This window comes from Bacillus sp. FSL W8-1127 (assembly GCF_038006725.1).
In the GTDB taxonomy this organism is placed as follows: Bacteria; Bacillota; Bacilli; order Bacillales; family DSM-4216; genus Bacillus_O; species Bacillus_O smithii.
The window spans coordinates 2,392,998-2,418,684 of the sequence record NZ_JBBOVU010000001.1 but is presented as its reverse complement, the minus strand read 5'-3'; the positions used below and the strand labels follow the sequence as shown (position 1 = coordinate 2,418,684).

General features: G+C 42.3%; 23 protein-coding genes and 1 other RNA gene. 21 read left to right on the top strand and 3 right to left on the bottom strand.

All coding sequences use genetic code 11. From position 1 onward, the window contains the following. The first annotated feature begins 41 nt into the window (after positions 1 to 41). From aspS to NST12_RS11435, 3 genes are all read left to right on the top strand, one after another. On the top strand, positions 42 to 1,817 hold the full coding sequence (aspS, locus tag NST12_RS11445) for an aspartate--tRNA ligase (RefSeq protein ID WP_341030011.1): 1,776 nt from the start codon (positions 42 to 44) through the stop codon (positions 1,815 to 1,817). A gap of 62 nt (positions 1,818 to 1,879) precedes the next feature. Further along, positions 1,880 to 2,075: non-coding RNA, 6S RNA (gene ssrS / locus NST12_RS11440), on the top strand. 239 nt (positions 2,076 to 2,314) lie between these two features. After that, positions 2,315 to 3,079 carry a tRNA threonylcarbamoyladenosine dehydratase gene (locus NST12_RS11435; protein WP_003355475.1) on the top strand — a complete coding sequence of 255 codons (765 nt, stop codon included), beginning with the start codon at positions 2,315 to 2,317 and terminating at the stop codon, positions 3,077 to 3,079. 891 nt (positions 3,080 to 3,970) lie between these two features. Here the strand turns inward: NST12_RS11435 and NST12_RS11430 are convergent. Then, on the bottom strand, positions 3,971 to 5,167 hold the full coding sequence (locus tag NST12_RS11430; protein WP_341101281.1) for an MFS transporter: 1,197 nt from the start codon (positions 5,165 to 5,167) through the stop codon (positions 3,971 to 3,973). Positions 5,168 to 5,413: 246 nt separating this feature from the next. Here NST12_RS11430 and NST12_RS11425 point away from each other — a divergent pair, with 246 nt between their 5' ends. Beyond that, positions 5,414 to 5,596 (top strand): hypothetical protein, encoded by a 183-nt coding sequence (locus NST12_RS11425; RefSeq protein ID WP_341101280.1) that lies wholly within the window; start codon positions 5,414 to 5,416, stop codon positions 5,594 to 5,596. Positions 5,597 to 5,704: 108 nt separating this feature from the next. Here the strand turns inward: NST12_RS11425 and NST12_RS11420 are convergent, their stop codons facing one another. Further along, positions 5,705 to 6,961 (bottom strand): cation:dicarboxylate symporter family transporter, encoded by a 1,257-nt coding sequence (locus NST12_RS11420; protein ID WP_048623739.1) that lies wholly within the window; start codon positions 6,959 to 6,961, stop codon positions 5,705 to 5,707. A gap of 295 nt (positions 6,962 to 7,256) precedes the next feature. Next, positions 7,257 to 8,540 carry a replication-associated recombination protein A gene (locus tag NST12_RS11415; protein ID WP_048623738.1) on the bottom strand — a complete coding sequence of 428 codons (1,284 nt, stop codon included), beginning with the start codon at positions 8,538 to 8,540 and terminating at the stop codon, positions 7,257 to 7,259. A 189-nt stretch (positions 8,541 to 8,729) separates the two neighbouring features. On the opposite strand from NST12_RS11415, the gene NST12_RS11410 reads away from it, so the two are divergent. The 17 genes from NST12_RS11410 (at position 8,730) to NST12_RS11330 (ending at position 25,599) form a co-directional block, all read left to right on the top strand. Beyond that, on the top strand, positions 8,730 to 9,404 hold the full coding sequence (locus NST12_RS11410; RefSeq protein ID WP_003355471.1) for a YczE/YyaS/YitT family protein: 675 nt from the start codon (positions 8,730 to 8,732) through the stop codon (positions 9,402 to 9,404). Beyond that, positions 9,388 to 9,807 carry a cysteine metabolism transcriptional regulator CymR gene (cymR, locus tag NST12_RS11405; RefSeq protein ID WP_003355470.1) on the top strand — a complete coding sequence of 140 codons (420 nt, stop codon included), beginning with the start codon at positions 9,388 to 9,390 and terminating at the stop codon, positions 9,805 to 9,807. The genes NST12_RS11410 and cymR overlap by 17 nt, the downstream gene beginning before the upstream one ends. A gap of 16 nt (positions 9,808 to 9,823) precedes the next feature. Then, complete coding sequence (locus NST12_RS11400; RefSeq protein ID WP_341101278.1) at positions 9,824 to 10,969, top strand: cysteine desulfurase family protein; 1,146 nt, start codon at positions 9,824 to 9,826, stop codon at positions 10,967 to 10,969. A gap of 18 nt (positions 10,970 to 10,987) precedes the next feature. Continuing rightward, complete coding sequence (gene mnmA, locus NST12_RS11395; protein WP_327796934.1) at positions 10,988 to 12,103, top strand: tRNA 2-thiouridine(34) synthase MnmA; 1,116 nt, start codon at positions 10,988 to 10,990, stop codon at positions 12,101 to 12,103. A gap of 219 nt (positions 12,104 to 12,322) precedes the next feature. Next, positions 12,323 to 12,976, top strand: a complete 654-nt coding sequence (locus NST12_RS11390) for a tetratricopeptide repeat protein (RefSeq protein WP_048623735.1) — start codon at positions 12,323 to 12,325, stop codon at positions 12,974 to 12,976. 156 nt (positions 12,977 to 13,132) lie between these two features. Beyond that, positions 13,133 to 15,535, top strand: a complete 2,403-nt coding sequence (gene recD2 / locus NST12_RS11385) for an SF1B family DNA helicase RecD2 (protein ID WP_327804032.1) — start codon at positions 13,133 to 13,135, stop codon at positions 15,533 to 15,535. A 41-nt stretch (positions 15,536 to 15,576) separates the two neighbouring features. Continuing rightward, positions 15,577 to 16,089: a PRC-barrel domain-containing protein gene (locus NST12_RS11380; protein WP_270583161.1), complete on the top strand. Its 513-nt coding sequence runs from the start codon at positions 15,577 to 15,579 to the stop codon at positions 16,087 to 16,089. Then, the gene (locus tag NST12_RS11375) at positions 16,061 to 16,249 is read left to right on the top strand and encodes a hypothetical protein (protein WP_003355463.1); all 189 of its coding nucleotides are present in this window, start codon (positions 16,061 to 16,063) and stop codon (positions 16,247 to 16,249) included. Before NST12_RS11380 ends, NST12_RS11375 begins: the two co-directional genes overlap by 29 nt. Positions 16,250 to 16,264: 15 nt before the next feature. After that, positions 16,265 to 16,396 (top strand): YrzQ family protein, encoded by a 132-nt coding sequence (locus NST12_RS11370; protein ID WP_003355462.1) that lies wholly within the window; start codon positions 16,265 to 16,267, stop codon positions 16,394 to 16,396. Between the two features lie 219 nt (positions 16,397 to 16,615). Next, positions 16,616 to 17,686 (top strand): AI-2E family transporter, encoded by a 1,071-nt coding sequence (locus NST12_RS11365; protein WP_048623734.1) that lies wholly within the window; start codon positions 16,616 to 16,618, stop codon positions 17,684 to 17,686. A gap of 1,151 nt (positions 17,687 to 18,837) precedes the next feature. Next, positions 18,838 to 21,480, top strand: a complete 2,643-nt coding sequence (gene alaS, locus NST12_RS11360; protein WP_341101273.1) for an alanine--tRNA ligase — start codon at positions 18,838 to 18,840, stop codon at positions 21,478 to 21,480. Between the two features lie 62 nt (positions 21,481 to 21,542). Beyond that, a complete protein-coding gene (locus NST12_RS11355; protein ID WP_003355459.1) occupies positions 21,543 to 21,806 on the top strand; it encodes an IreB family regulatory phosphoprotein in 264 nt (87 codons plus the stop codon). Between the two features lie 4 nt (positions 21,807 to 21,810). Further along, positions 21,811 to 22,227: a Holliday junction resolvase RuvX gene (gene ruvX / locus NST12_RS11350; protein WP_341101270.1), complete on the top strand. Its 417-nt coding sequence runs from the start codon at positions 21,811 to 21,813 to the stop codon at positions 22,225 to 22,227. A 49-nt stretch (positions 22,228 to 22,276) separates the two neighbouring features. Beyond that, positions 22,277 to 22,585, top strand: coding sequence for a DUF1292 domain-containing protein (locus NST12_RS11345; RefSeq protein WP_341101268.1), 309 nt, complete (start codon positions 22,277 to 22,279; stop codon positions 22,583 to 22,585). 122 nt (positions 22,586 to 22,707) lie between these two features. Next, the gene (gene mltG, locus NST12_RS11340; protein ID WP_341101266.1) at positions 22,708 to 23,817 is read left to right on the top strand and encodes an endolytic transglycosylase MltG; all 1,110 of its coding nucleotides are present in this window, start codon (positions 22,708 to 22,710) and stop codon (positions 23,815 to 23,817) included. A gap of 206 nt (positions 23,818 to 24,023) precedes the next feature. Then, entirely contained in the window at positions 24,024 to 24,677 is a 654-nt protein-coding gene (locus NST12_RS11335; protein ID WP_341101263.1) for an O-methyltransferase, read from the top strand. Further along, positions 24,667 to 25,599 (top strand): peptidase U32 family protein, encoded by a 933-nt coding sequence (locus NST12_RS11330; RefSeq protein ID WP_340395893.1) that lies wholly within the window; start codon positions 24,667 to 24,669, stop codon positions 25,597 to 25,599. Before NST12_RS11335 ends, NST12_RS11330 begins: the two co-directional genes overlap by 11 nt. Positions 25,600 to 25,687 lie beyond the last annotated feature (88 nt).

The following is a 25,687-nucleotide window of genomic DNA, read 5'->3' as shown; positions in this document are numbered from 1 at the left end:
AACCATTTCATCTATGTCTATCAATTGAGGAGGAGAAAAGATTGTTTGGAAGAACTCATTATTGTGGAGAAATTACAGACCAGCACATTGGTGAAGAGGTCGTTTTAAAAGGATGGGTGCAAAGAAGAAGAGATTTAGGCGGCTTGGTTTTTGTGGATCTGCGTGACCGGACGGGAATTGTCCAAGTGGTATTCAGCCCGGAAACATCAAAAGAAGCTTATGAAACAGCAGATAAAGTTCGGAACGAGTATGTTCTTGACATAAAAGGAAGAGTGGTGGCGCGCAGTCGTGAAACGATCAACCCTAATATTAAAACTGGGACCATTGAAATTCAGGCGAATGAAGTGACGATTTTAAGCGCAGCCAAAAATCCGCCGTTTACGATTGAAGACCGGACCGAAGTTTCGGAAGATGTGCGCTTGAAATACCGTTACTTGGATTTGCGTAGAAATACGATGTTTGAAACGTTTCAAATGCGTCACAACATTACAAAATCGGTTCGCAGTTTTCTTGATGAAGAAGGATTTATCGAGGTAGAAACGCCGATTTTGACAAAAAGCACACCGGAAGGAGCACGCGATTATTTAGTGCCGAGCCGAGTGCATCCGGGAGAATTTTACGCACTTCCGCAATCTCCCCAAATTTTTAAACAGTTGTTAATGGTGTCGGGATTTGATCGCTATTATCAAATTGCTCGCTGTTTTCGAGATGAAGATTTGCGCGCTGACCGCCAACCGGAATTTACTCAAATCGATATCGAAGCAAGCTTTTTAAGTCAAGAAGATATTATGGACTTGACTGAACGAATGTTGAAACGATTAATGAAAGAAGTCAAAGGACTGGAAATCACCGAACCATTTCCGCGAATGACTTATGCAGAAGCAATGAGCCGCTATGGTTCCGACAAACCGGATACCCGCTTTGGCATGGAACTGATCGATGTCTCTGAAATTGTTAAAAATTCAAGTTTTAAAGTATTTGCCAATGCCGTAGCTCAAGGGGGGCAAGTAAAGTTAATTAACGCCAAAGGAGCTGCAGGCCAGTATTCCCGAAAAGATATCGATCAGCTGGCAGAATTTGCAGCGCGTTACGGTGCTAAAGGTCTCGCATGGCTAAAAGTAGAAGATGGAGAATTAAAAGGACCGATCGCCAAATTTTTCAGCGAAGAAGAACAAGATCAGCTGAAGAAAACGGCGGAAGCAGAGAGCGGCGATTTGCTTCTTTTCGTCGCAGATAAAAACTCAATTGTGGCCGATGCTCTCGGTGCTCTTCGTCTTAAACTTGGAAAAGAACTAGGTCTGATCGATGACAATCAATTTAATTTCTTATGGGTAACCGATTGGCCGCTCCTTGAGTATGACGAAGAAGATGGAAGATATTACGCTGTCCACCATCCGTTTACGATGCCTTTCAGAGAGGATTTGCCGTACCTTGAAAGCGAGCCTGAAAAAGTACGGGCTCAAGCATATGATATCGTTCTCAATGGCTATGAACTGGGCGGAGGTTCACTGCGGATTTTTGAGAAAGATATACAGGAGAGAATGTTTAAAGCGCTAAGTTTTACAAAAGAAGAAGCAGAGGAACAATTCGGTTTCCTGCTTGAAGCGTTTGAATATGGAACTCCGCCGCATGGAGGAATCGCATTAGGACTGGATCGGATCGTCATGCTTCTGGCTGGCCGGTCTAATCTGCGCGATACGATTGCTTTTCCGAAGACGGCCAGTGCAAGCTGCTTGTTGACGGATGCACCGGGGGAAGTTAGTCAAAGCCAACTGGAAGAGTTGCATTTGAGACTGTCTGTTGAAAAAAATGGGTAAAGATTATGTGTATTGAATGTTGATAAATCAAGAAGGCTATGTTAATATATCAGTAACGATTACGAGTCCTGATGTGTACGTTAGTAACCTATTCTGTTTTGACCGAACACTTAGATTTACGGGAGCCTGGAGTTTTTAAGTAGCGCAAATGCCTCTTTCTCTGGATGGAGGACTTGCAAAGCTTAAAACAGGGCACCCACCTGCCGAGAGCGGGTTCAAAACGTATAGATCTTTGACAACGGCACGATTGGGACTCGTACTTTTGTTTCCGTAGACTTTAAATAGCCCGAATAAACCATTTTGCTTTGATGAACAACCGCTGCATGCAGCGGTTGTTTTTGCGTATTGAATGAAAAGGTTTTCTTATCAGGCAGGTCATTCGACTATCCTCCATAAAAACGTCTATTGAATCCTTTCTATTAGATGAGGTAAGATAGTTTTTGGCGAAAAAACTGTCGAGCTTAGGCAACGGCTGATTACATAATAGGAGTGAGAATATGCTTCACCAATTTTCGAGAAATGAATTAGCGATTGGAAAAGAAGGGCTGGAAAAATTAGCAAACAGCACGGTTGCTGTACTAGGCGTTGGAGGAGTCGGTTCCTTTGCTGTTGAAGCGTTGGCACGTTCCGGAATTGGACGTATTGTAATGGTGGATAAAGATGTAGTGGATATAACGAATGTGAACCGGCAAATTCCCGCTTTGCTGTCCACGATCGGAAAAGCAAAGGTGGATGTGATGAAAGAAAGAATCGCGGATATAAATCCTGATTGTGAAGTCATCGCCTTAAAAATGTTTTATACGGAAGAAACGTATGAGCAATTCTTTGGCTATCGCCCTGATTTCGTCATTGACGCATCCGATACCATTACTTATAAGATTCATTTAATGAAAGAATGTTTGAAACGAGATATTCCCATCATTTCTAGCATGGGAGCCGCTAATAAGATGGATCCAACCCGATTTCGGATTGCCGATATATCCCAAACGCACACTGACCCGATTGCGAAAGTGGTTCGTACCCGATTGCGGAAAGAGGGGATCAAAAAAGGGGTCCCTGTTGTGTTTTCCGATGAAAGCCCCATCGTTATCCGCGAAGACGTCCGCAAAGTGGTCGGCAACGACGAAGCAAGTATTCGAAAAGCGAAAATGCCCCCATCTTCGAATGCGTTTGTTCCATCTGTATGCGGCCTGATTATGGCCTCATACGTGGTTCGAAAGCTGCTAGAAGGAATAGAAATAGCACGGGTGCAAAACGGGTAAAAGCCGCCGGTACAGGCGGCTTTTTATGTGCGCCCGGCATGTACATGAACTATAGGGTGTAAGTCCCGAACCCCGAAGACAGAAGTAGAGGTTAGCCAAGAGCAAGGGTGTCCGTGGTGACGCGGAATCTGAAGGAAGCTGGAGGCAAAACACCGGTCCGAGGAACACGAACCTCATATAAGGCTAGGTATGATTGAGTGAGTTTGCATAACAAAACAAAGCTCTTTCTGTCGAAGGTCATATCGAGTAAATGAGGCGGATAGATGGTGTGAAAGTGCATGTACTTACCCGGGGAGGTCTGGCGGATATGTGAAGTACTCTTCATAACCTACTTAGTGATAAGTAGCTGAACCGTCAGAAGTCAGCAGAGGTCATAGTATTAGTTGGTCTAGAACAACTAAGAAGGACCGAACAATTAAGAGAGAATAGCCCTTGGTATTCAGTGAGTCATGATGAACACAGAAAACGTAGTACCTCACTTGAGGGAGGAAGCGGTGAATCCCGTGGGAGACCTCTTGGAGGGTGGAGTGACCACTGGCATAAAGAGAACAGCTATTCACGGAAGTTATAAAGACTTGCGTCAATTATCTTAATTGAACCGCCGTATACGGAACCGTACGTACGGTGGTGTGAGAGGACGGGAGTTAATCGCTCCCTCCTACTCGATTTTTAAGGCAAGCATTTCTTTTTTGAGCAGTAATCCATGAAAATAAAGGCAAAGAGAATGACGCCCGTTTGACATGCTGGTAAAGGTGTCAAGAAACGACGTCATCGTTCATCATTTAGGCTGCCGTAATAGAACGATGATGTTCTTTCCAATGATCATCGCTCTTTTTTTGGTACATTGATGGATCGAAGTTTTCCCTCATCTAATCAGCTGCATTTTCGGCATTAAGCCAGATCTTTCGCTTTTGTTTCCGTTCCTAATAGGGCGATGCTGACAACGCTGATGATAATCGCCGCACAAAAAATAGGGAAGATGGCGGAGATAGAAGTCTCGCTGCCAAGAAAACCGATCAAAAGCGGACCGAGGATGCCTCCTATTCGTCCGAAAGAAGTGGCCATTCCAACCCCTGTACCGCGGATAGCCGTCGGGTATTGTTCCGGTGAATAAGCATAAAGTGCTCCCCAAGCGCCTAAGTTAAAGAAAGATAGTAAAATTCCATAAGTAATCAACAACGGCAAAGTTTCCGCATTTCCAAAAAGCCATGCGCTGATGGAAGTACCCAGCAAAAAGATTATTAAGACCCATTTACGGCCGATTCTGTCAATCAGCCAGGCAGCAGTGAAATAGCCGGGAAGCTGTGCAAGAGTCATAATCAGCACATAGCCGAAACTTTTAATTAGGCTGAATCCTTTCATGACCATAATGCTTGGGAGCCAAAGGAACATGCCGTAATAAGAGAACACGACGCAAAACCAGACGATCCATAGCATGATCGTTTTTCGAATATGTGGACGAGACCATACTTCTTTTATGTTTAGAATGAAAGAACGTTTTGTTTTTACCGATTGAAAACGGGCTGAATCGGGTAAATTCCAGCGTAAATACAGGGCGTACAGTGCCGGAATGGCTCCTAATAATAATGCCATTCTCCAACCGTATTCTGGAATAATAAAATAGGAGACGACAGCAGCAAGCAACCAGCCGCCTGCCCAGAAACTTTCCAAAAGGACAATGATTCTGCCACGATCTTTGGCCGGTACGCTTTCCGATACAAGTGTTGATGCAACGGGAAGTTCGCCCCCTAAGCCCATCCCGATAAAAAATCGGAAGAATAGAAATAAGACAAGAGTGCTTGTGAACGCCGATAATCCGCTCCCGATCGTAAAGAGAAGCAACGTGATCAGAAAGACCGGCTTTCTTCCGATTCTGTCAGCCAGCAAACCAAATAAAAAGGCGCCTGCTGCCATACCGATGGAGTTAACGCTTCCAATCCATCCCATTTCCTTGACCGACAAATTCCAATCTTTTTGCAGGGCAGCTTGGATAAACGACAGCATTCCGACATCCATGGCGTCAAACAGCCAAGCGAAACCGGCTATACCTAGGAGCTTGCGAGTGTTTTGTTTTAATGCGTCATTCATTGAAGATTTCCTCCTGTAATTACATATGTAAACAAATGTATTTACAACTAATTATACAGATAAAGGCTCATTGGAACAATCCTTTTCGTATTTTTTGAATCATCCTGCAAGGATTTATCAATTTTATTGTCAAAGAAAATATAATGAGATCAAGGAAAGGATAGGATCATTCATTATGTATGTAATATGGACGTTGTTCTTTGGATTATTAGCCATTGGGACCATTTTAATATTGGTTGGGAAAATATGACGAGTGGTCAACAATTAACGAATGGCATTTTATTCGTTGCTTGGGTTGTCCGTACGAGGGGACTAAGTGCGGATGAACATTCCGTTGCATGCATCTTATTTTCTAAAAAGTCAATGTTGAATTTTTATCGAACAGTTCAAAACGAAGTGCTAGAGGGTCATGCCGAAGAAAAGAGGTAACGGAAAAGCTTTCTGAATTAGTGGAAAGCTGTGAAATACAGATCATCACGTTTCTTGAAAAGAGATGAAAAAGCTTGTCCACTAAATACGGACAAGCATTTCATTTCTTTACGAGACTTCTTTCAAATATTCTTTTCCTTTTTCAGCGTCGTATTGTCCAACCAATTTGGAAACGATAATAGAAGCAAGTGAATTTCCGATAACATTGACAACTGTACGTGCCATGTCCATAATTCGATCAATTCCAGCTATAAAGGCCAATCCTTCCACTGGTAAATGGGTGGTGCTCAGTGTCGCAAGTAACACAACGAATGAAACACCGGGAACCCCCGCAATTCCTTTGGAAGTGACCATAAGAACTAACACTAGGGAAATTTGTTCAGCAATTGAAAGATGAATGCCGTACATCTGGGCGATAAAAATGGCGGCTATTGATTGATAAAGAGTGGAGCCGTCCAAGTTGAAGGAATAACCGGTAGGAATGACAAAAGTGGTAATCCCTTTTGCACATCCGAATCGTTCCATTTTCTCCATTAACTTTGGCAGAACGGTTTCTGAACTGGAAGTGGAATAAGCAAGGATTAACTCGTTTTTTAGGATTTTAAAGATATGAAAGATATTAATGCCAAATAGTTTGGCAACTAATCCTAAAACGACCAGAATAAATAAAAACATGGTTCCGTAAACTGTTAATATAAGTTTACTTAGCGGAATTAAAGAACTTACTCCAAACTTCGATACGGTAATGCCGATAAGGGCAAAAACGCCAAACGGTGCAAACCTCATGACCATGTTTGTCACATTAAACATGGCATCGGCAGTTGCTTGGAAAAATTTCAGTACAGGTTTTCCTTTGTCTCCGATCGCGGCAACTCCGAGCCCGAACATAACGGAGAAAAAGATAATGGCTAACATATCGCCGTTCGCCAATGCTTTAAATAAATTGTCAGGGACGATGTTGACAATGGTATCTGCAAATGAGTGAGAGGTTGCTTGTTCTGTGGTGCTTAAGTAACTTGAGATATCACCTTTTTGAAGAGAGTGTATGTCTACGCCAACACCAGGTTTTACGATATTTCCTACCAACAGCCCTAAAATGATTGCGACGGTGGTAATGATTTCAAAGTAAAGCAGCGTAATACCGCCCAATTTTCCCAATTGTTTGATGTCGCCAAGCCCTGCAACTCCAACGATGAGGCTGGAAACAACAATCGGGATTACAATCATTTTAATGAGTCTTATGAATATATCGCCGATAGGTTGTAGGAATCCTTGAACGGAGGGATTGCCATAAAAAATAACCCCGACGATAATTCCTAATATTAGCCCAATAAATATTTGCCAAGCTAATCCAATTTTTTTCAAAAAAACCACTCCTTTCTCTCTATTCGACAAAATAACATAAAATGCGACGAATATCATTTTAATTTATTTTTTTGAAAAGAGTCAAGATTTTTGTAAAGAAAATGGTCTACTTTTTATTTTCAGAAATCGATAATTGTCACAGCCATAGCATGATGAAGAGGTCACCACTGGCCGATTGACCCTCGTCAGTTGCGTTTAAAAAATAGCGGTATGACAAGCCGTACCTTTATGTCAATTACCATGAATATAAGGGGAATCTGCCGTTCGAATGATCCTGGCATCGTTTTATTGGGTTTTAAGAATGATCGTTTTGAAGTTTGGAAATATTTTCGTAAACAGATGCCAGCGCCTTTTCGAATTTCCCGGTTGTTTTTGGGTGATAATAGACGGCATCTTTTAATGTGTCTGGTAAGTATTGTTGTTTTACCCAGCCGCTTTCATAGTCGTGCGGATATTTATAGCTGATTCCTCTTCCTAACTCTTTTGCCCCTTTGTAATGGGCATCTTTTAAATGGTCTGGAACATCTCCGCTTTTCCCTTTTCGAATGTCCGCTAAAGCCGAATCAATGGCCATGATGGCAGAATTGGATTTTGGAGACAAACAAAGTTCGATAACGGCTGCTGCCAACGGAATTCTCGCCTCTGGAAAGCCTATTTTCTCTGCTGTTTGGACGGCGGCCAATGTTCGAACTCCAGCTTGAGGATTGGCAAGGCCGATATCTTCGTAAGCGATGACAAGAAGCCTTCTTGAAATGCTGGGAAGGTCGCCAGCTTCAATCAGCCTTCCTAAGTAATGAAGTGCGGCATTTACGTCGCTTCCTCGAATGGACTTTTGGAAAGCGCTGAGCACGTCGTAATGGGCATCTCCATCTTTATCATGAACAAAACTTTTCTTTTGCAGACATTCCTCTGCTATTTCAAGATTAATGTGGATCGTACCGGTTTCATCCTCTTTTGTAGATAAGACAGCCAATTCGAGCGCGTTTAAAGAACTGCGGGCATCTCCGTTTGATCCATGCGCGAAATGGAGCAACGCGTCTTCGTCGATTTGAATGTTCCATTTTCCGAGTCCCCGTTTTTCATCATGAAGAGCTCTTTTCAACAATGAGAGAATCTGATCCGGGGTTAACGGCTTTAATTCGAATATTTGACAGCGGCTGCGAATAGCCGGATTAATCGAAAAGTATGGATTGTTGGTTGTAGCTCCGATTAATGTAATGCTGCCATTTTCAAGATAAGGAAGAAGAAAGTCTTGCTTCCCTTTATCCAGACGATGTACTTCGTCTAAAAGCAGAATCACTTTTCCGGACATTTTCGCTTCCTCAGCGACAATTTCCATATCTTTCTTGTTATTGGTGACTGCATTCAGTTGTCGAAAAGCATATTGAGTACTGCCGGCAATCGCGGAAGCAATGGAAGTTTTGCCTATTCCTGGCGGCCCGTAAAGAATCATAGATGAAAGCTGTTTTGCTTCGACCATTCTTCTAATGATTTTTCCTTCTCCGACTAAGTGTTCTTGTCCGGCAATTTCATCAATGGTTCTCGGTCTCATTCGAAATGCTAACGGTTTTGTACTCATACTTCATCTCTCCAGATCTAAAGTTATATCGGTTTCCCGTTTTTAAAATGTCTTTTGTCTTTTAAACATCTTTGACAATAACTTACCATAGGAAAAGGCAAGTTCAACTGTATTCGCTCAGATTGTATGCTATAATGACAAAAGCTAATCTTTATTTGTTCTACGCGGGGGATCTAAAGGGGCGTTTATGTGAAAACAAAGGGGAATATCATCTTTCGATTAGTCGTTTTTATGGCTGGTTTGCTTGTCATGTCTCTCGGCCTTGTGTTCATGATTCGATCGGATCTCGGAGCAACACCTTGGGACACGATGCATGTAGGATTATATTATAAACTAGGGTTAACGGTTGGGACTTGGTCAATACTTGTAGGGTTGGCTGTTTTAGCTTTATCTGCTTTACTGATGAAAGAGTGGCCTCAATTTGGCGCTTATTTAAATATGCTTCTTGTTGGCATATTCATGGATATGTATTTAAGTCTGCCTTTTATCGTAACACCCCACAGTTTTTTAGGAAAGCTGTGCATGTTTCTGCTCGGCATCATCATCAATGGATACGGAATGGGTATTTACATTTCTGCCCAAATTGGAGCCGGACCTCGAGATAGTTTAATGATTGCCGTTACTTCGAAAACGGGATGGAAAGTTTCCCACGTTCGAAGGGGAATGGAAGTAATCGTTCTCATAATGGGTTTTCTTTTGGGAGGACCTGTACATGTCGGAACCATTTTATTTAGTCTGTTCATGGGTACGATTGTAGGCATAACACTTCCACAATGTCAAAAAATCACTGATTACTTTATCCATAAAATGCAAAAATCAAAAAATGAATTGAATAGAGGTGCAAAATATGAAAATTTCCACTAAAGGCCGATACGGCTTGACGATTATGATTGAGTTAGCCAAGAAATACGGAGAGGGACCGACCCCTTTGCGCTCCATTGCAAAAACGCATGACTTATCTGAGCATTACTTAGAGCAGCTAGTCGCTCCACTAAGAAATGCTGGCTTGGTCAAAAGTATCCGCGGAGCATACGGAGGTTATGTACTTGCCAGAGACCCTTCCAAAATTACAGCAGGTGATATTATCCGTGTATTGGAAGGGCCGATTAGCCCGGTGGAAGGAATCGAAGATGAAGATCCTCCAAAACGAGAGTTATGGATGCGCATTCGAGATGCTGTGAAGGACGTTCTTGAGAGCACAACATTGGAGGACTTAGCGAATTATACCGATCGAGGCGAATCGGATGCCTATATGTTTTACATTTAAGGAGGAATTTCTCAAAATGGAACGCATTTATCTGGATCATGCAGCAACAAGTCCTGTTCACCCGGAAGTGATCCAAGTCTTAACCGAAACCATGCAAAATCATTATGGAAACCCGTCCAGCATCCATTACTTCGGCCGCGACGCTCGTCAAGTAGTGGATCTAGCTAGAGAATTCATCGCGAAAAGCATTCATGCCAACTTTGATGAAATTATTTTTACAAGCGGTGGGACTGAAGCGGATAATCTGGCGTTAATCGGTGTGGCCAGAGGCATGGCGGATAAAGGCAAACATATCATCACGACAGCCGTTGAACATCATGCTGTTTTGCATACATGTGAATTTTTGGAGAAAGAAGGATTTGAAGTTACTTATTTACCGGTGGATGAAACCGGCCGTATTTCTGTGGAAGAGTTGAAGAAGGCTTTGCGGGACGATACGATCCTTGTTTCGATCATGTTCGCCAACAATGAAGTTGGTACGCTGCAGCCGATCCGGGAAGTTGGAGAGTTGTTAACGAATCATCAAGCTGTTTTTCATACGGATGCAGTTCAAGCATACGGATTGGCAGACATCGATGTGCAAGACCTTCATATCGATTTATTGTCTGTCTCCAGTCATAAAATTAATGGACCGAAAGGAGTAGGCTTCCTGTATGTTAGGGACGGTGTTCGCTTAATTCCAACGGTTCACGGTGGGGAACAGGAAAGAAAACGGCGGGCAGGAACGGAAAATGTCGCATCGATTGCTGCTTTTGCTAAAGCCGTGGAAATTTCCCAAAAGACAAAGCCGGAAAAATATGCTTTTTACCATAAATTGAAGCAATTGCTCATCGAAACGCTGAAAAAAGAAGGAGTCGAGTTTTCAATCAACGGAACGCTTGAACAGTCTCTTCCGCATGTAGTAAACTTGAGTTTTCCTGGCACGAATGTGGAAGCGATGCTTGTGAACTTGGATTTAGAAGGGATAGCAGCTTCCAGTGGATCTGCATGCACAGCTGGGTCTGTGGATCCTTCTCATGTTCTCCGAGCTATGTTCGGAAGCCAATCTGACCGTTTGACCAACTCCATCCGATTTAGCTTCGGCATTAATAATACAGAAGATCAAATTCTTCAAGCGGCGGCTATTATTTCAAAGATAGTAAAACGATTGACAAAGCAGTGAGGGAAGTGGACAAGCAGAATGAAAAAATCACCGAAAGATACCCGTGTCGTCGTCGGCATGTCCGGCGGAGTAGATTCATCTGTAGCCGCTCTTTTGCTAAAGGAGCAAGGGTATGATGTAATTGGCATTTTTATGAAGAATTGGGATGACACAGATGAAAATGGCGTTTGTACAGCCACGGAGGACTATAATGATGTCGTTCGCGTTTGCAACCAAATCGGCATTCCTTATTATGCGGTAAATTTTGAAAAACAATATTGGGATAAAGTTTTTACGTATTTTTTGGATGAATACAAGGCGGGCCGCACTCCTAATCCGGATGTCATGTGCAATAAAGAAATTAAATTTAAGGCCTTTTTGGATCATGCCATGAATCTTGGTGCGGACTATGTGGCCACCGGACATTACGCTCAAGTTGAAGAACGGGGCGGAGAAGTAAAACTTTTGCGAGGAAAAGATTCGAATAAAGATCAAACGTATTTCCTCAATCAATTGCAGCAATTCCAGCTCGAAAAGGTAATGTTTCCCATCGGACATTTAGAGAAAAAGCAAGTAAGGGAAATCGCACAGGAAGCAGGGCTTGCTACAGCGAAGAAAAAAGACAGCACCGGAATCTGCTTTATTGGGGAGCGGAATTTTAAAGAGTTTTTAAGCCAGTATTTGCCCGCTCAGCCCGGTAAAATGGAAACGCTGGATGGAAAAGTGATGGGAGAACATGATGGATTAATGTATTATACCATCGGACAACGCCATGGCCTTGGAATTGGTGGTTCAGGCGAACCGTGGTTTGTCGTAGGAAAAGATGTGAAACGCAATGTTCTATATGTAGGACAAGGCTTCCACAATGATGCCCTATACTCAGATTCGATTATTGCGACAAACGTCGGCTGGGTATCGGATCGCGAAAAACCGCAGCAATTTACCTGTACGGCTAAATTCCGCTATCGTCAACCAGATACGAAGGTAACAGTCCAATTGCTTTCGAACGGTCGCGCCAGCGTCGTGTTTGACGAACCCGTACGAGCTGTGACCCCGGGACAAGCGGTTGTTTTTTACAACGGTGAGGAATGTTTGGGCGGCGGAACCATTGACCAAGTGTTTAAAAACGGCAATCGTTTGTCGTATGTCGGGTAATAGGAATCCAAATCGCTTCAAAATAAACCAAAGATTTACCGCCGTTTTCAAGTGATCATCTAGAATCAGTCGATTTATCAGGGTTTGACCTAATCGGGCTGCACGATATATAAACTTATTATATATTGTGTCGGAAGGTCTAACCCTTTCTTTTTGTAAATGAAAATGGGATCTCCAAATATGATATACTTCCTATTAGAACAAATCAGAGGTGTCATGATGGACAAAAATGCAAAAGGAATTGAATATTTGCAAGCTGGAAAAGTCGAAGAAGCATTGAAGATGTTTACAGAACATATCGAAGAGAATCCGCAAGATCCCGCTGCCTATATTAATTTTGGAAACGTTCTAGTTTCTGTGGGCGAGATGCGCAAAGCGGAAAATTTTTTTCAAAAAGCCATTGAGGTGGACGGCAATGCGGCCGCTGCTTATTATGCACTCGGCAGCCTTTATTATAATGAAAATCGTTTTGAGGATGCGGTCGGCTGTTTTGAAAAAGCGATTCAAAAAGGAATGCAAGATGAAGACAGCTATTTTATGGCCGGGATGTGTTTTGTCCAACTGGAACAAAACAAACTCGCTTTGCCTTATCTACAACGGGCAGCCGAATTGAATCCGAACGACAGCGAAGCTCTTTTTCAATACGGACTTTCTTTGGCAAAGCTAAACGTTTATGAAGAAGCGATTCGACAGTTTGAAAAAGTCATTCAGCTCAATCCTAATCATGCCGACGCTTATTATAATTTAGGAGTTGCTTATGCCGGTTATCGAGAGGACCGGGAGCAAGCTAAAAAAATGTTTCAAAAAGCGCTTGAACTGCAAGAAGATCATCTTCTTGCCGGCTACGGTTTAAAGATGCTGGAAAAAATCTAATGAAATTTTCATCTTCTGTGAAACTTTTTCCGATCGCTGGTTGGTGGAACGAATCGTCCTTTAAGGAGAGTTTCCCGTTTTCTTTCCACTTTCGAGATGAAGGGAATCATCAAACATGAGCTGTGGGATTTGGAGCCGAAGCAAGGAGGTTCAATGATGGAAGGGCAGCACAATATCGGCCTGTTTGCAGAACAGGAAACATATGTGAAAGGCCGCCATATCGCGACCATCTTTCGCAATGAACAAAATCTTTATACCGTCATAAGGGTAAAAGTGGAAGAAACAAATGACCAATATGAAGAAAAAGAAGCGGTCATTACTGGTTATTTTCCGCAAGTACACGAACATGAAACATACACCTTTTATGGCTTTTTTCAAGAGCATCCAAAATTCGGAATTCAATTTCAATGCAAACATTTTCAAAAAGAAGTTCCTCAGACAAGGCAAGGAGTGATCAATTATTTATCGAGCGAATTGTTCAAGGGAATCGGGCGAAAAACGGCGGAAAGAATTGTCGATCACTTAGGCGAAGATGCCATTTCCAAAATATTGAAATCCCCTTCCGTGCTTGATGGTGTTCCGAATCTATCCTCAGAAAAAGCGAAAGCTCTTTACGATGTTTTAAAGGAAAATGAAGGGCTCGAACAAATCATGGTCGCCTTAAATCAATACGGATTCGGTCCGCAAATGTCCATGAAAATTTACCAGACCTATAAAGAACAAACGTTGGATATTATCCAAAAAAATCCTTATCAGCTTGTGGAGGACGTGGAAGGGATCGGATTTTCGCGCGCTGATGAATTAGGAAAACAGCTTGGAATGGATGAGACACACCCAGAACGTTTGAAAGCAGCCTGTTTGTATACGCTGGAATCGGAATGTCTGCAAGAAGGTCATGTCTATTTGGATCAAAAGGACTTGCTTTCAAAAGGAAAAGCTCTCTTGGATAAAAACAGCAGCACTCCAATCGCTGAGACTGACATATCCGAACAGCTTCATCAATTGAAAAAAGAGAAGAAGCTGATTGAAGAAGAGGACAGAATTTATATTCCGTCTCTCTATTTCGCTGAAAAAGGGATTGTTTCCAATATTCAGCGAATCTTAGCCCAAGATCAATACGAGGAACAATTTCCTGAATCAGAATTTTTATTAGCCTTGGGAAAATTAGAAGAAAGAATTGGCGTACAGTATGCTTCCTCTCAGAAAAAAGCGATCCAAACGGCTTTATTATCGCCGATGCTGCTGCTGACGGGCGGCCCCGGAACGGGAAAAACCACAGTAATCAAAGGAATTGTCGAATTATACGCAGAGCTGCACGGTCTATCTTTGGATCCGAAAGATTATAGTAAAGACGACCCTTTTCCAATCGTCTTAGGAGCGCCTACGGGAAGAGCTGCAAAAAGGATGGCGGAATCAACGGGCCTGCCGGCAGCAACGATCCACCGATTGCTTGGCTGGAACGGACAAGCCGGAATCGATTTTGAACAAGACCGGACCATTAACGGAAAATTAGTGATCATTGATGAAATGTCCATGGTGGATACATGGCTGGCTTATCAATTTTTTAATGCGCTGCCGGAGGAAGTTCAAGTCGTGCTGGTAGGGGACGAAGATCAGCTGCCATCTGTCGGCCCGGGACAAGTGTTAAAAGACTTGCTGGACTCGAAAACGATACCGACTGTACAGCTTACGGATATTTATCGGCAAGAAAACGGATCTTCCATCATTGAATTAGCTCATGAAATCAAAAAGGGAAAACTGCCTGCTGACCTAGCTGTTCAAAAAAAAGATCGCTCGTTTATTAAATGTTCCACACAACAAATTGCCAGCGTTGTTGAGCAAGTGGTGGAAAATGCTCGCAACAAAGGATTTACGGCAAAAGATATTCAAGTTTTGGCTCCGATGTATAAAGGGCCTGCCGGGATTGACCGTTTAAATAAAATGCTGCAGGAAATTTTAAATCCAAATCATGATCAATCTCGAAAAGAATTGGCTTTCGGGGATACAGTCTACCGTATTGGAGATAAAGTGCTTCAGCTTGTCAACAAACCGGAAAAAAATGTATTTAACGGCGATATCGGTGAGGTCATTTCCATTTTTTACGCGAAAGAAAACACGGAAAAACAAGACATGGTCCTTGTTTCTTTTGAAGGAAATGAAGTCACCTATACACGCCAAGAATTGAATCAGATCACTCATGCTTATTGCTGTTCCATCCACAAATCACAAGGAAGCGAATTTCCTATCGTGATTTTGCCTGTTGTGAAAAGCTATTATCGCATGCTGCGAAAAAATTTATTATATACTGCCGTGACGAGAAGCAAAAAATTTTTAATTTTATGCGGCGAAGAAGAAGCGTTTCGTTGGGGCGTTGAACGTAACGATAGTTTGTTGAGAAAAACAACTCTTCGCCAAAAACTGTCAGAAGCGTTGGCTAATAAAGATGCTGACAGCAAGGAGGAAAATTCCATTTCCTATCCGGTGAGTGAAGAAGAGTGGATGCAAATCAATCCTATGATAGGAATGGAAAACGTTACCCCTTATGATTTTATGGAGTAAGTCCCACAATAATAAATAGTTCGGGAAAGGTGGGACACTTTTTGCGAACATTTTCTTCCTTAAACAGGCTGCCTGTTTTCGATGTCTGTACAGGCAGCCGCCTTGGGGAGGTTTGCGATCTTTGTATATCGGAAAAAGGCGAGGTAAAGTCGCTGTTAGTTAAGACGGTCTCCCTTTTTTCTGTGAAAAAGCAGCTGCCGATTGATTCGGTAGAATGCTTTGGGGTCGACTGCATCATGACGAAAAAGGAATGGTTGATTCCATTTTGTTCAGATAAAATTTTTACGTTTTTTCATAAACAATCGATCGAAGGAACGCCTTTTTTTGATAAAAATGGAGAAATCCTTGGCCGGTTGAAAGATGTATATTTTCTGGAAAATTTGGGCATGATCGTAGGGTATGAGTTGACGGATGGTTTCTTTTCGGATCTATTGGAAGGCAGCAAAATTATCCGCACGAATACACCCCCTGCGATCGGAAAAGATGCCGTTATCGTCACGCCAGAACGTGTGCGAGGTGGCTTTCATGCTTATTTGTCCAAATTGCCAGAGTAAAGATATCGGCAAAATAGGGATCAACCAGTATTATTGCTGGAATTGTTTTATTGAGTTAACCGTATCCAATCAAATGATTTACACTCATCAAGTGGAGGAAGATGGTTCTTTAACCTCTTTGGACGATTTGTTCGATGAGAAACAACGACGACTAAGCTGAAGGAGTGTTTGTTTCATGAACAAAGCCATGATTTCATTGCTGGGATTTGGAGCCGGTGTGGCTGCTTCTGCTTGGGCCGGCCGTTCCTCCATGCTTAATCAACGGCAAATACGGAAACTCAGAAAACAGGTGAGAAAATTATTTTAGCGAGAAAAGAGATGCAGTCCGCTGCATCTCTTTCTCTTTCCATCTTCCTTGAACATTCAGTCTGAAGCCCCTCAAAACTTCAAGTCACGATTTGAAACCAACCAATCTTGGTTGAAAAGTACAGCAGGCTGGATGATTTAGGAAAAAGATTCTTCGAATAAAGTCAGCATCCCACTCGCAACCTAATAGTAGATGGTGTGCTATGTTGGGGATGAGATGATGGATCCTAAAAGATACATAAAATGGATGTACCAATTGGGTTTTTTATTATTGGTCTTTGTGACACTTTATTTGCTTGTTCTCTTAAAACCGGTATGGCTGCCTTTTTTAAAAGTCATCTTCACCGGGCTTTTTCCATTTTTCTTAGGGGCTTTTATTACCTATTTGCTTCATCCGTGGGTGGAGAAACTTTATCAAGCGGGCCTGCCTCGCGGACTGTCTATTTTCCTGATTTATCTCCTCTTTTTCGGGGGAGTGGGTTATTCCATTTACAAAGGTATTCCTGTCATTATCGAGCAGCTGAACGAGTTGTCTGAGAACGCTCCCGTGTTAGTATCTCAATATCAACATTGGATGTTTCACCTCGAAAGAAAAACTTCCACTTGGCCGGATGGCCTTCAAGATCAGATTCAAGCGAGAATTCATGCTTTTGAAACTTGGCTTACCAATCTTTTGGCTTTGTTTATCGGTTGGTTGACGAAAATGCTGAATTTTCTTTTGCTGTTTGCCGTTGTTCCATTTGTTTCTTTTTATTTGTTAAAAGATTTTCATGATGTTAAAAAGGTGATTTGGTATTTAACGCCGAAAAAGTGGCGGAGAAAAGGGCTTTATTTTCTGAAAGATTTGGATGAATCGCTTGGTGGGTATATAAGAGGACAGATTCTAGTCTGTGTGCTGCTCGGAACGGTTGCTGCTTTCCTTTTTTGGATGATTCATATGAAATATCCTGTATTGCTTGGAATCATTATAGCTGTTACCGACATCATTCCTTATTTTGGGCCTATTATCGGTGCGGTGCCGGCCGTTGTCATTGCGGTGGCCATTTCAAATAAAATGGCCGTCTACGTGATCATCATCATTTTGGTTCTGCAGTTTTTAGAAGGAAATGTATTGTCCCCGTTTATTGTCGGCAAAAGCTTAAACATGCACCCTTTATTTATCATGGCTGCCCTTATCATCGGCGGAGAAGTCGGAGGAATTGCCGGATTAATTTTCGCCGTGCCGTTTCTGGCCGTTGTAAAAGTGGCAATGGTGCATGCAAAAACGCATTTATGGAAGCCCCAGAAATAACGTTGACAAATATTGAATAACTTTCTATAATGCGACATAGACAAGTGAATCCAAATTGTATGAACAAATTAAGGAATTACCAAGATTGATCGATAAGGCCATTTCCTTTAAAAACAATTTCAAATGGGTATAAAACAAAGAAGGATCGAGTATGTTATAGACCATCTGAGTGTAATGATGATTACACGCAAGAGAGGAATTTCCCCGGGCTGAAAGAAATTCCAGATGAAGGATAACAGAAGGCTAATCCGGAGTGCAGGCAAAAACTGCCGTAGTACGCCGCGTTAAGGCGCCAAAGAGATGGATTGTGTGAATCGATGGATCCATAATCAGGGTGGTACCGCGAAGAGCCCTTCGTCCCTGTCCGGGAAGGAGGGCTTTTTTTATGTGCGCCCGGCATGTACATGAACTATAGGGTGTAAGTCCCGAACCCCGAAGACAGAAGTAGAGGTTAGCCAAGAGCAAGGGTGTCCGTGGTGACGCGGAATCTGAAGGAAGCTGGAGGCAAAACACCGGTCCGAGGAACACGAACCTCATATAAGGCTAGGTATGATTGAGTGAGTTTGCATAACAAAACAAAGCTCTTTCTGTCGAAGGTCATATCGAGTAAATGAGGCGGATAGATGGTGTGAAAGTGCATGTACTTACCCGGGGAGGTCTGGCGGATATGTGAAGTACTCTTCATAACCTACTTAGTGATAAGTAGCTGAACCGTCAGAAGTCAGCAGAGGTCATAGTATTAGTTGGTCTAGAACAACTAAGAAGGACCGAACAATTAAGAGAGAATAGCCCTTGGTATTCAGTGAGTCATGATGAACACAGAAAACGTAGTACCTCACTTGAGGGAGGAAGCGGTGAATCCCGTGGGAGACCTCTTGGAGGGTGGAGTGACCACTGGCATAAAGAGAACAGCTATTCACGGAAGTTATAAAGACTTGCGTCAATTATCTTAATTGAACCGCCGTATACGGAACCGTACGTACGGTGGTGTGAGAGGACGGGAGTTAATCGCTCCCTCCTACTCGATTTTAGAGCGCCACAATTGGTCAGTTAGCCGGACTCTTTTCATCCGTTTTGCTTGCAAAACGATTTTATCCATAACTCTAGTTTTTCATTGTACATACAGAATTGTTTATGTAGGAGGTTATATCATGAAAAAATTAACTGGCGCCCAAATACGCCAAATGTTTTTGGACTTTTTTAAAGAAAAAGGCCATCAAATTGAACCGAGCGCATCACTCATTCCAAATAATGATCCATCTTTGTTGTGGATCAACAGCGGTGTGGCCACTTTAAAAAAATATTTCGATGGCAGGGTGGTACCGGAAAATCCGCGAATTACAAATGCTCAAAAATCTATTCGCACAAATGACATTGAAAATGTGGGGAAAACGGCTCGCCACCATACGTTTTTCGAAATGCTTGGAAACTTTTCTATTGGAGATTATTTCAAAGAAGAAGCCATTGCATGGGCATGGGAATTTTTGACCGATCCAAAATGGATGGGTTTCGAGAAAGAAAAGCTTTCTGTTACCATCCATCCCGAAGATCAGGAAGCCTATGAAATTTGGAACAAGAAAATTGGGATTCCAGAGGAGAGGATTATTCGTTTAGAGGGCAACTTCTGGGATATAGGCGAAGGGCCAAGCGGTCCCAACTCGGAAATTTTTTATGACCGCGGTCCGCAATATGGAGACGACCCTAATGATCCTGAACTGTATCCTGGCGGTGAAAACGACCGCTACCTGGAAATATGGAATTTAGTATTTTCCCAATTCAATCATAATCCGGATGGCACTTATACACCGCTTCCAAAGAAAAATATTGATACCGGTATGGGTCTTGAGCGAATGGCTTCCGTTGTTCAAGAAGCGGAAACGAACTTCGATACCGATTTGTTTTTGCCTATTATAAGAGCTACTGAAAAAATTTCAGGAGAAACTTACGGAAAAGATCCGGAAAAAGATGTTGCATTTAAAGTGATTGCCGATCATATTCGTACGGTCACTTTTGCCATTGGAGACGGGGCATTGCCTTCCAACGAAGGAAGAGGCTATGTTCTTAGACGATTGCTGCGCAGAGCTGTTCGCTATGCGAAAAAGATCCGTATAAATCGTCCTTTCATGTATGAACTTGTCCCAGTTGTGGGAAACATTATGATTGATTACTATCCGGAAGTAAACGATAAAGCTGCCTTTATTCAAAAAGTCGTGAAAAATGAAGAAGAACGATTCCATGAAACACTGCATGAAGGTCTTTCTATTCTCGAATCGGTGATCCGTAAGGCAAAAGTACAAAATCACAAAACGATTAGCGGTGAAGATGCCTTCCGCCTATATGATACTTACGGATTCCCGGTGGAGTTAACGGAAGAGTATGCAGAAGAAGAAGGCTTGAAAATCGACTATGAAGGATTTGAAAAAGAAATGGAACGTCAGCGGGAACGAGCCCGTTCAGCACGTCAAGACGTCGATTCCATGCAAACTCAGAACGTTCTTCTGCAATCCATTACAACGAAAAGCGAATTTATCGGATATGATCAGCTGGAAACAGACGCAGTGGTAGAAGTGATTTTGAAAAACGGAGAAATAGTTTCAAAAGCCAGTGCAGGCGACACCGTCCAATTCATCCTCAATCGGACTCCTTTTTATGCAGAAAGCGGCGGTCAAATCGCAGATAAAGGAGTACTTGTGGCTGATCATGTGAAGGTCACCATTCAAGATGTACAAAAAGCGCCAAATGGACAACACCTTCATAACGCCGTCATTGATGAAGGGATTCTCGAACAAGGACAATTGGTTCACGCGCAAGTTGATAAAACGGCCCGTGCAAACGTGACTCGAAACCATACAGCTACTCACCTTTTGCATCAGGCGTTGAAAGATGTACTTGGAAATCACGTTAACCAAGCAGGTTCGCTGGTAGAACCTGAACGGCTGCGTTTTGACTTCTCCCATTTCGGTCAAGTGAGTCCAGAAGAATTGGAAAAAGTTGAAGCGATTGTGAACGAAAAAATTTGGAAAAGCCTTCCGGTCGGAATTGAATATAAAGGACTGGAGGAAGCAAAAGCACAAGGTGCGATGGCTTTATTCGGCGAAAAGTACGGCGATATTGTCCGCGTTGTCTCCATCGGAGATTACAGCTTGGAGCTGTGCGGTGGCTGCCATGTGCCGAACACGTCAGTTATCGGGTTGTTTAAAATTGTTTCCGAGACGGGGATCGGCGCTGGAACCCGCCGGATTGAAGCTGTCACAGGTGAAGGAGCATACCAGCTGTTAAACAGCCAAGTGGCGTTATTAAAAGAAGCGTCTGAAAAATTAAAGACGCATCCAAAAGACATTTTGACGAAAATTGACAGTATTCAAGCAGAAATGAAAGAATTGCAGCGTGAAAATGAATCACTTGCTGCAAAATTGTCCAATATAGAAGCGGGCAGTCTTATCAATCAAGTGAAACAAGTTGATGGAATCAATGTGCTGTCAGCGAAAGTCGATGCGTCGGATATGAATCAATTGCGAAGCATGGCAGATGAATTAAAGCAAAAATTGCCGTCAGGAATCATCGTTTTAGGTTCCGTTCAAAAAGAAAAAGTGAATTTTATCGCCGGCGTGACGAAAGACCTTGTGGCGAAAGGATTCCATGCAGGAAAACTTGTAAAAGAAGTGGCCGCTGTTTGCGGCGGGGGCGGAGGAGGCCGCCCGGATATGGCTCAGGCCGGCGGGAAACATCCGGAAAAAGCGGAAGAAGCGCTCGCTTTTGTCGAAGAGTGGGTGAAATCCGTTTCCATTGAATAAAAGATAGTGTACAATATGGGTAAATGGACTGAAGGCGTGAAGCCGAAACGAGGTGCGAGGGAATGAGCTCTTTTGATCAGACAATGAAATTCCATTTTTCAGATGAGCCTTTTGATCATGACGTGAAAGAAATTCTTTTCCAAGTTTATGACGCTCTTCAAGAAAAGGGATACAATCCCATTAATCAAATTGTTGGCTATTTGCTTTCAGGAGACCCAGCTTATATTCCCCGGCATAAAGATGCCAGGAACTTGATTCGAAAATTGGAACGGGACGAAATTATTGAAGAATTGGTGAAGACGTATTTGAAGCAGCGAGAGGAATAATCATATGAGAACTATGGGGTTAGACGTGGGCTCCAAAACAGTCGGCGTTGCGATAAGCGACGAATTAGGCTGGACAGCCCAAGGGATTGAAACCATCAAGGTGGATGAAGACAAAGGCGATCTTGGTTTCGACCGTTTAAAAGAACTAATCGAAGATTATCAAGTCGATAAGATTGTGGTCGGGTTGCCCAAAAACATGAATAACACGATCGGCCCGAGAGGAGAAGCTTCTCAAGCGTATGCGAAAAAACTGGAAAAAGAGTTTTCTCTTCCCGTTGTGCTCTGGGATGAAAGGCTGAGTACGATGGCTGCCGAAAGAGTTCTGTTAGAGGCGGACGTGAGCCGCAAAAAAAGAAAAAAAGTCATTGACAAAATGGCTGCTGTCATGATTCTACAAGGTTATTTGGATAGTTTGAAATAGCTGTTAGAAAACAATGCGGTTGCCGTTCAATAAATAATGAGGTGAAGAGATGGAACACGGAGATCAACATATTACTGTAGTAGATGAAGAAGGAAATGAGATTTTATGTGAAGTGCTTTTTACATTTGATTCCGAGCAATTTGACAAATCTTATGTGCTCTATTATCCGGCGGAAACAACCGATGATGAAGAAATTGAAATTTTTGCCGCTTCTTTTCATCCCGGCGAAGGAAATTCCGGTGATCTCGAACCGGTAGAAACCGAAGAAGAATGGGATCTTATTGAAGAAATGCTGAATACGTTTCTCGATCAAGAAGAAGAGCACGAACATAATCATGAACACGAACACGAAAAATAATCATTGGAGAATTTTTCAGGCCGTTCTAAAATTTAGAACGGCCCTTTTCCACGTTCTGTAGTATAATGATGGATGGAAAAAATGATCGATTGATCCCGTTTTATGTCGGAAGGGGAAAGAGAATGTCGAAGTTTCATTGGAATTTAACTGACTATAGAAGAAAAAAAAGAAAAAGAACCTTTTTTTTATCACTATTTGCTGTCATTGTTGCCTTGGCAGCAGTGGTCTTTTTCTATATCTACCAGTCGCTGCAGCCAGTAGATAAGGGAAATCGCACACCGGTCAAAGTGACCATCCCCCAAGGGTCAAGCGCCGCAAAAATCGGAGAAATCCTAGAAAAAAAAGGTATTATCCGCAATCAACAAGCCTTTAAATATTACATACAATGGAAGGGAAAAACAGGATTCCAAGCTGGAACCTATTATTTTGCGCCCTCCATGTCTCTTGATGATATCATACGTGATTTGCAGAAGGGAAATTCTTATGAATTTGCCAAAATCGTATTCACGATACCAGAGGGACGTCAATTGCGCGAGATTGCCAAAACGATTAGCAAACATTCGCCTTATGATTACAATACTGTCTGGAATCGTTTAAACGACCGTGCTTTTATTCAGCAATTGATCAAAAAATATCCGGATTTGCTGACAAAGGAAATTTTGAATCCAAAAGTAAAATATCCATTAGAAGGGTATCTGTACCCGGCTGTTTACGCTTATTATGATCCGAAAACTCCGCTGGATACGATCATTGAAGATATGATCGCCAAAACAGATCGCGTCCTATCTCAATATCAAAAAGCCATGAAGGTCAAACATTTGACCCCTCATCAATTGCTTACAATGGCTTCTCTTATTGAAGAAGAAGCGACAAAGAAAGCGGATAGACGTAAAATCTCCAGCGTTTTCTATAACCGGCTGGCCAAAAAAATGCCGCTGCAAACAGATCCGACTGTGCTTTATGCACTCAACAAGCATAAAAGTCGTGTCGTATATAAAGACTTAAAAGTGAATTCGCCATACAATACGTATAAATATAAAGGATTGCCCCCTGGTCCCATCTCAAATTCCGGAATATCTTCTTTAGAAGCAGCTTTAAATCCGGAACAAACGGATTACCTGTATTTTCTTGCGGCGCCTAGCGGGGATGTTTATTATGCTAAAACGTTGGAAGAACACAATCGATTAAAACAAAAATTTATTACCAATTACTACGATGCTGAAAAGAAATAAGAGCTATTAGCATTTATGATAAAAGTATGGTAAACTAGACAAAGTTAAACTTCCGCCAATTGTACTCCTCGGCATCAACGGTCGGGGGAAAAGGCTTTTTAGAAGACGAAATGAAAGACGAGTGGAAAGCTTTCGGGCTTTCTGCTTTTTCTTGTCAATCGATTTTCGCTTCTTTTCAATTCATTTAGCAGGAATGGGGAAGAAAGATGGAAGAAAAGATAGCACAATACTGGCAGTCGCTCCTTCCTGAAAAACCGCTTTTCATTCAGGAGATGGAACAATTGGCGAAAGAAGAACATGTTCCTATTATGGAATCGGCCGGCATCGAAACGATGCTGCAATTTATGAGAATCCAAAAGCCTAAAAAAATTCTCGAAATCGGCACGGCGATTGGATATTCAGCGATTCGAATCGCACAAGCCATCAGCGGGTCTGAAATTGTCACGATTGAACGTGATGAAAGCCGCTACAATCAAGCGATTCAATTTATTCGTCGGGCAGGTTTAGAGAACCGCATTTCCGTGATTTTGGGCGATGCATTGGAAGTGGCAGCGGAAGCAGGCGAGATGGGGTCTTATGATGCCATTTTTATCGATGCGGCAAAAGGTCAGTATCAAAAGTTTTTTGAAATGTACACACCGTATTTAGCGGAAAACGGTGTTGTGTATACTGATAATGTGCTCTTTAAAGGACATGTGGCTGAAACGGATATAGCAAAGAAGCGAATTCGCCAATTAGCATCCAAAATCCGTCAATATAATCAATGGTTGGTGAATCATTCGTCCTTTTCGACGATGATCATTCCTGTTGGCGACGGGCTGGCAATCAGTATTTATCGAGGTGAAAAAGATGGCAAATAAACCAGAGTTACTCGTTACTCCTACCAGTGTTCAAGATATTTTGCCTTTGTGCGATGCTGGAGCAGATGCATTTATGATAGGGGAGCAGCGATATGGGCTCAGACTGGCCGGCGAATTTTCTCGCGATGACGTGAAAAAAGCAGTTGAACTTGCACATTCGCGAGGGAAAAAAGTATATGTGGCAATGAATGCCATCTTTCATAATGAAAAAGTCGAAGAATTAAAAGATTATATTCTGTTTTTAAAGGACGTAAAATGCGATGCGATCGTTTTTGGCGATCCTGCGGTGTTGATGACAATCCGGGAAATAGCACCAAATATGAAATTGCATTGGAGTACGGAGACTACGGGAACCAATTGGTATACTTGCAATTACTGGGGGCGCCTTGGATCAAAGCGTGCCGTTTTGGCTCGTGAATTAAGCATGGATGCCGTCATTGAAACAAAAGAACATGCCGAAGTGGAGATCGAAGTTCAAATACATGGTATGACTTGCATGTTCCAATCGAAGCGTGCTTTGCTTGAGAATTACTTTGAATATCAAGGAAAAATGTTGGAAATAAAGAATAAAAACCAAGACAAAAATATGTACCTTTATGATAAAGAACGGGACAATAGATACCCGATTTTTGAAGATGAAAACGGTACTCATATTATGAGTCCAAACGATGTTTGCATGATCGATGAACTCACCGAAATGGTGGAAGCAGGAATCGATAGCTTCAAAATCGACGGCATATTAAAAGAACCGGACTATATCATCGAGGTGACAAAACTGTATCGCAAAGCAATCGATTTATGTGCAGAAGATCCGGATGCCTATGAAGAAGTGAAAGATCAGTTATATGAACAAATAGTGGCCATCCAGCCGAAGCATCGTCCATTGGATACGGGCTTTTTCTTTAAGGAAACGGTTTATTAATTAAGGACTGTAGGGAATGCCAAGTTGAATACAGCCCAATGGAGATTGAGTGGAGCGGATGTTTAAGTCTTTTTCTATATTTTAAAAG

Coding starts and splice junctions, on each gene's coding strand:
- NST12_RS11435 (WP_003355475.1), top strand. CDS start 2,315: ATGCTTCACCAATTTTCGAGAAATGAATTAGCGATTGGAAAAGAAGGG.
- NST12_RS11430 (WP_341101281.1), bottom strand. CDS start 5,167: ATGAATGACGCATTAAAACAAAACACTCGCAAGCTCCTAGGTATAGCC.
- NST12_RS11425 (WP_341101280.1), top strand. CDS start 5,414: ATGACGAGTGGTCAACAATTAACGAATGGCATTTTATTCGTTGCTTGG.
- NST12_RS11415 (WP_048623738.1), bottom strand. CDS start 8,540: ATGAGTACAAAACCGTTAGCATTTCGAATGAGACCGAGAACCATTGAT.
- cymR (WP_003355470.1), top strand. CDS start 9,388: ATGAAAATTTCCACTAAAGGCCGATACGGCTTGACGATTATGATTGAG.
- NST12_RS11400 (WP_341101278.1), top strand. CDS start 9,824: ATGGAACGCATTTATCTGGATCATGCAGCAACAAGTCCTGTTCACCCG.
- mnmA (WP_327796934.1), top strand. CDS start 10,988: ATGAAAAAATCACCGAAAGATACCCGTGTCGTCGTCGGCATGTCCGGC.
- NST12_RS11390 (WP_048623735.1), top strand. CDS start 12,323: ATGGACAAAAATGCAAAAGGAATTGAATATTTGCAAGCTGGAAAAGTC.
- recD2 (WP_327804032.1), top strand. CDS start 13,133: ATGGAAGGGCAGCACAATATCGGCCTGTTTGCAGAACAGGAAACATAT.
- NST12_RS11375 (WP_003355463.1), top strand. CDS start 16,061: ATGCTTATTTGTCCAAATTGCCAGAGTAAAGATATCGGCAAAATAGGG.
- NST12_RS11370 (WP_003355462.1), top strand. CDS start 16,265: ATGAACAAAGCCATGATTTCATTGCTGGGATTTGGAGCCGGTGTGGCT.
- NST12_RS11365 (WP_048623734.1), top strand. CDS start 16,616: ATGGATCCTAAAAGATACATAAAATGGATGTACCAATTGGGTTTTTTA.
- alaS (WP_341101273.1), top strand. CDS start 18,838: ATGAAAAAATTAACTGGCGCCCAAATACGCCAAATGTTTTTGGACTTT.
- NST12_RS11355 (WP_003355459.1), top strand. CDS start 21,543: ATGAGCTCTTTTGATCAGACAATGAAATTCCATTTTTCAGATGAGCCT.
- ruvX (WP_341101270.1), top strand. CDS start 21,811: ATGAGAACTATGGGGTTAGACGTGGGCTCCAAAACAGTCGGCGTTGCG.
- NST12_RS11345 (WP_341101268.1), top strand. CDS start 22,277: ATGGAACACGGAGATCAACATATTACTGTAGTAGATGAAGAAGGAAAT.
- mltG (WP_341101266.1), top strand. CDS start 22,708: ATGTCGAAGTTTCATTGGAATTTAACTGACTATAGAAGAAAAAAAAGA.
- NST12_RS11335 (WP_341101263.1), top strand. CDS start 24,024: ATGGAAGAAAAGATAGCACAATACTGGCAGTCGCTCCTTCCTGAAAAA.
- NST12_RS11330 (WP_340395893.1), top strand. CDS start 24,667: ATGGCAAATAAACCAGAGTTACTCGTTACTCCTACCAGTGTTCAAGAT.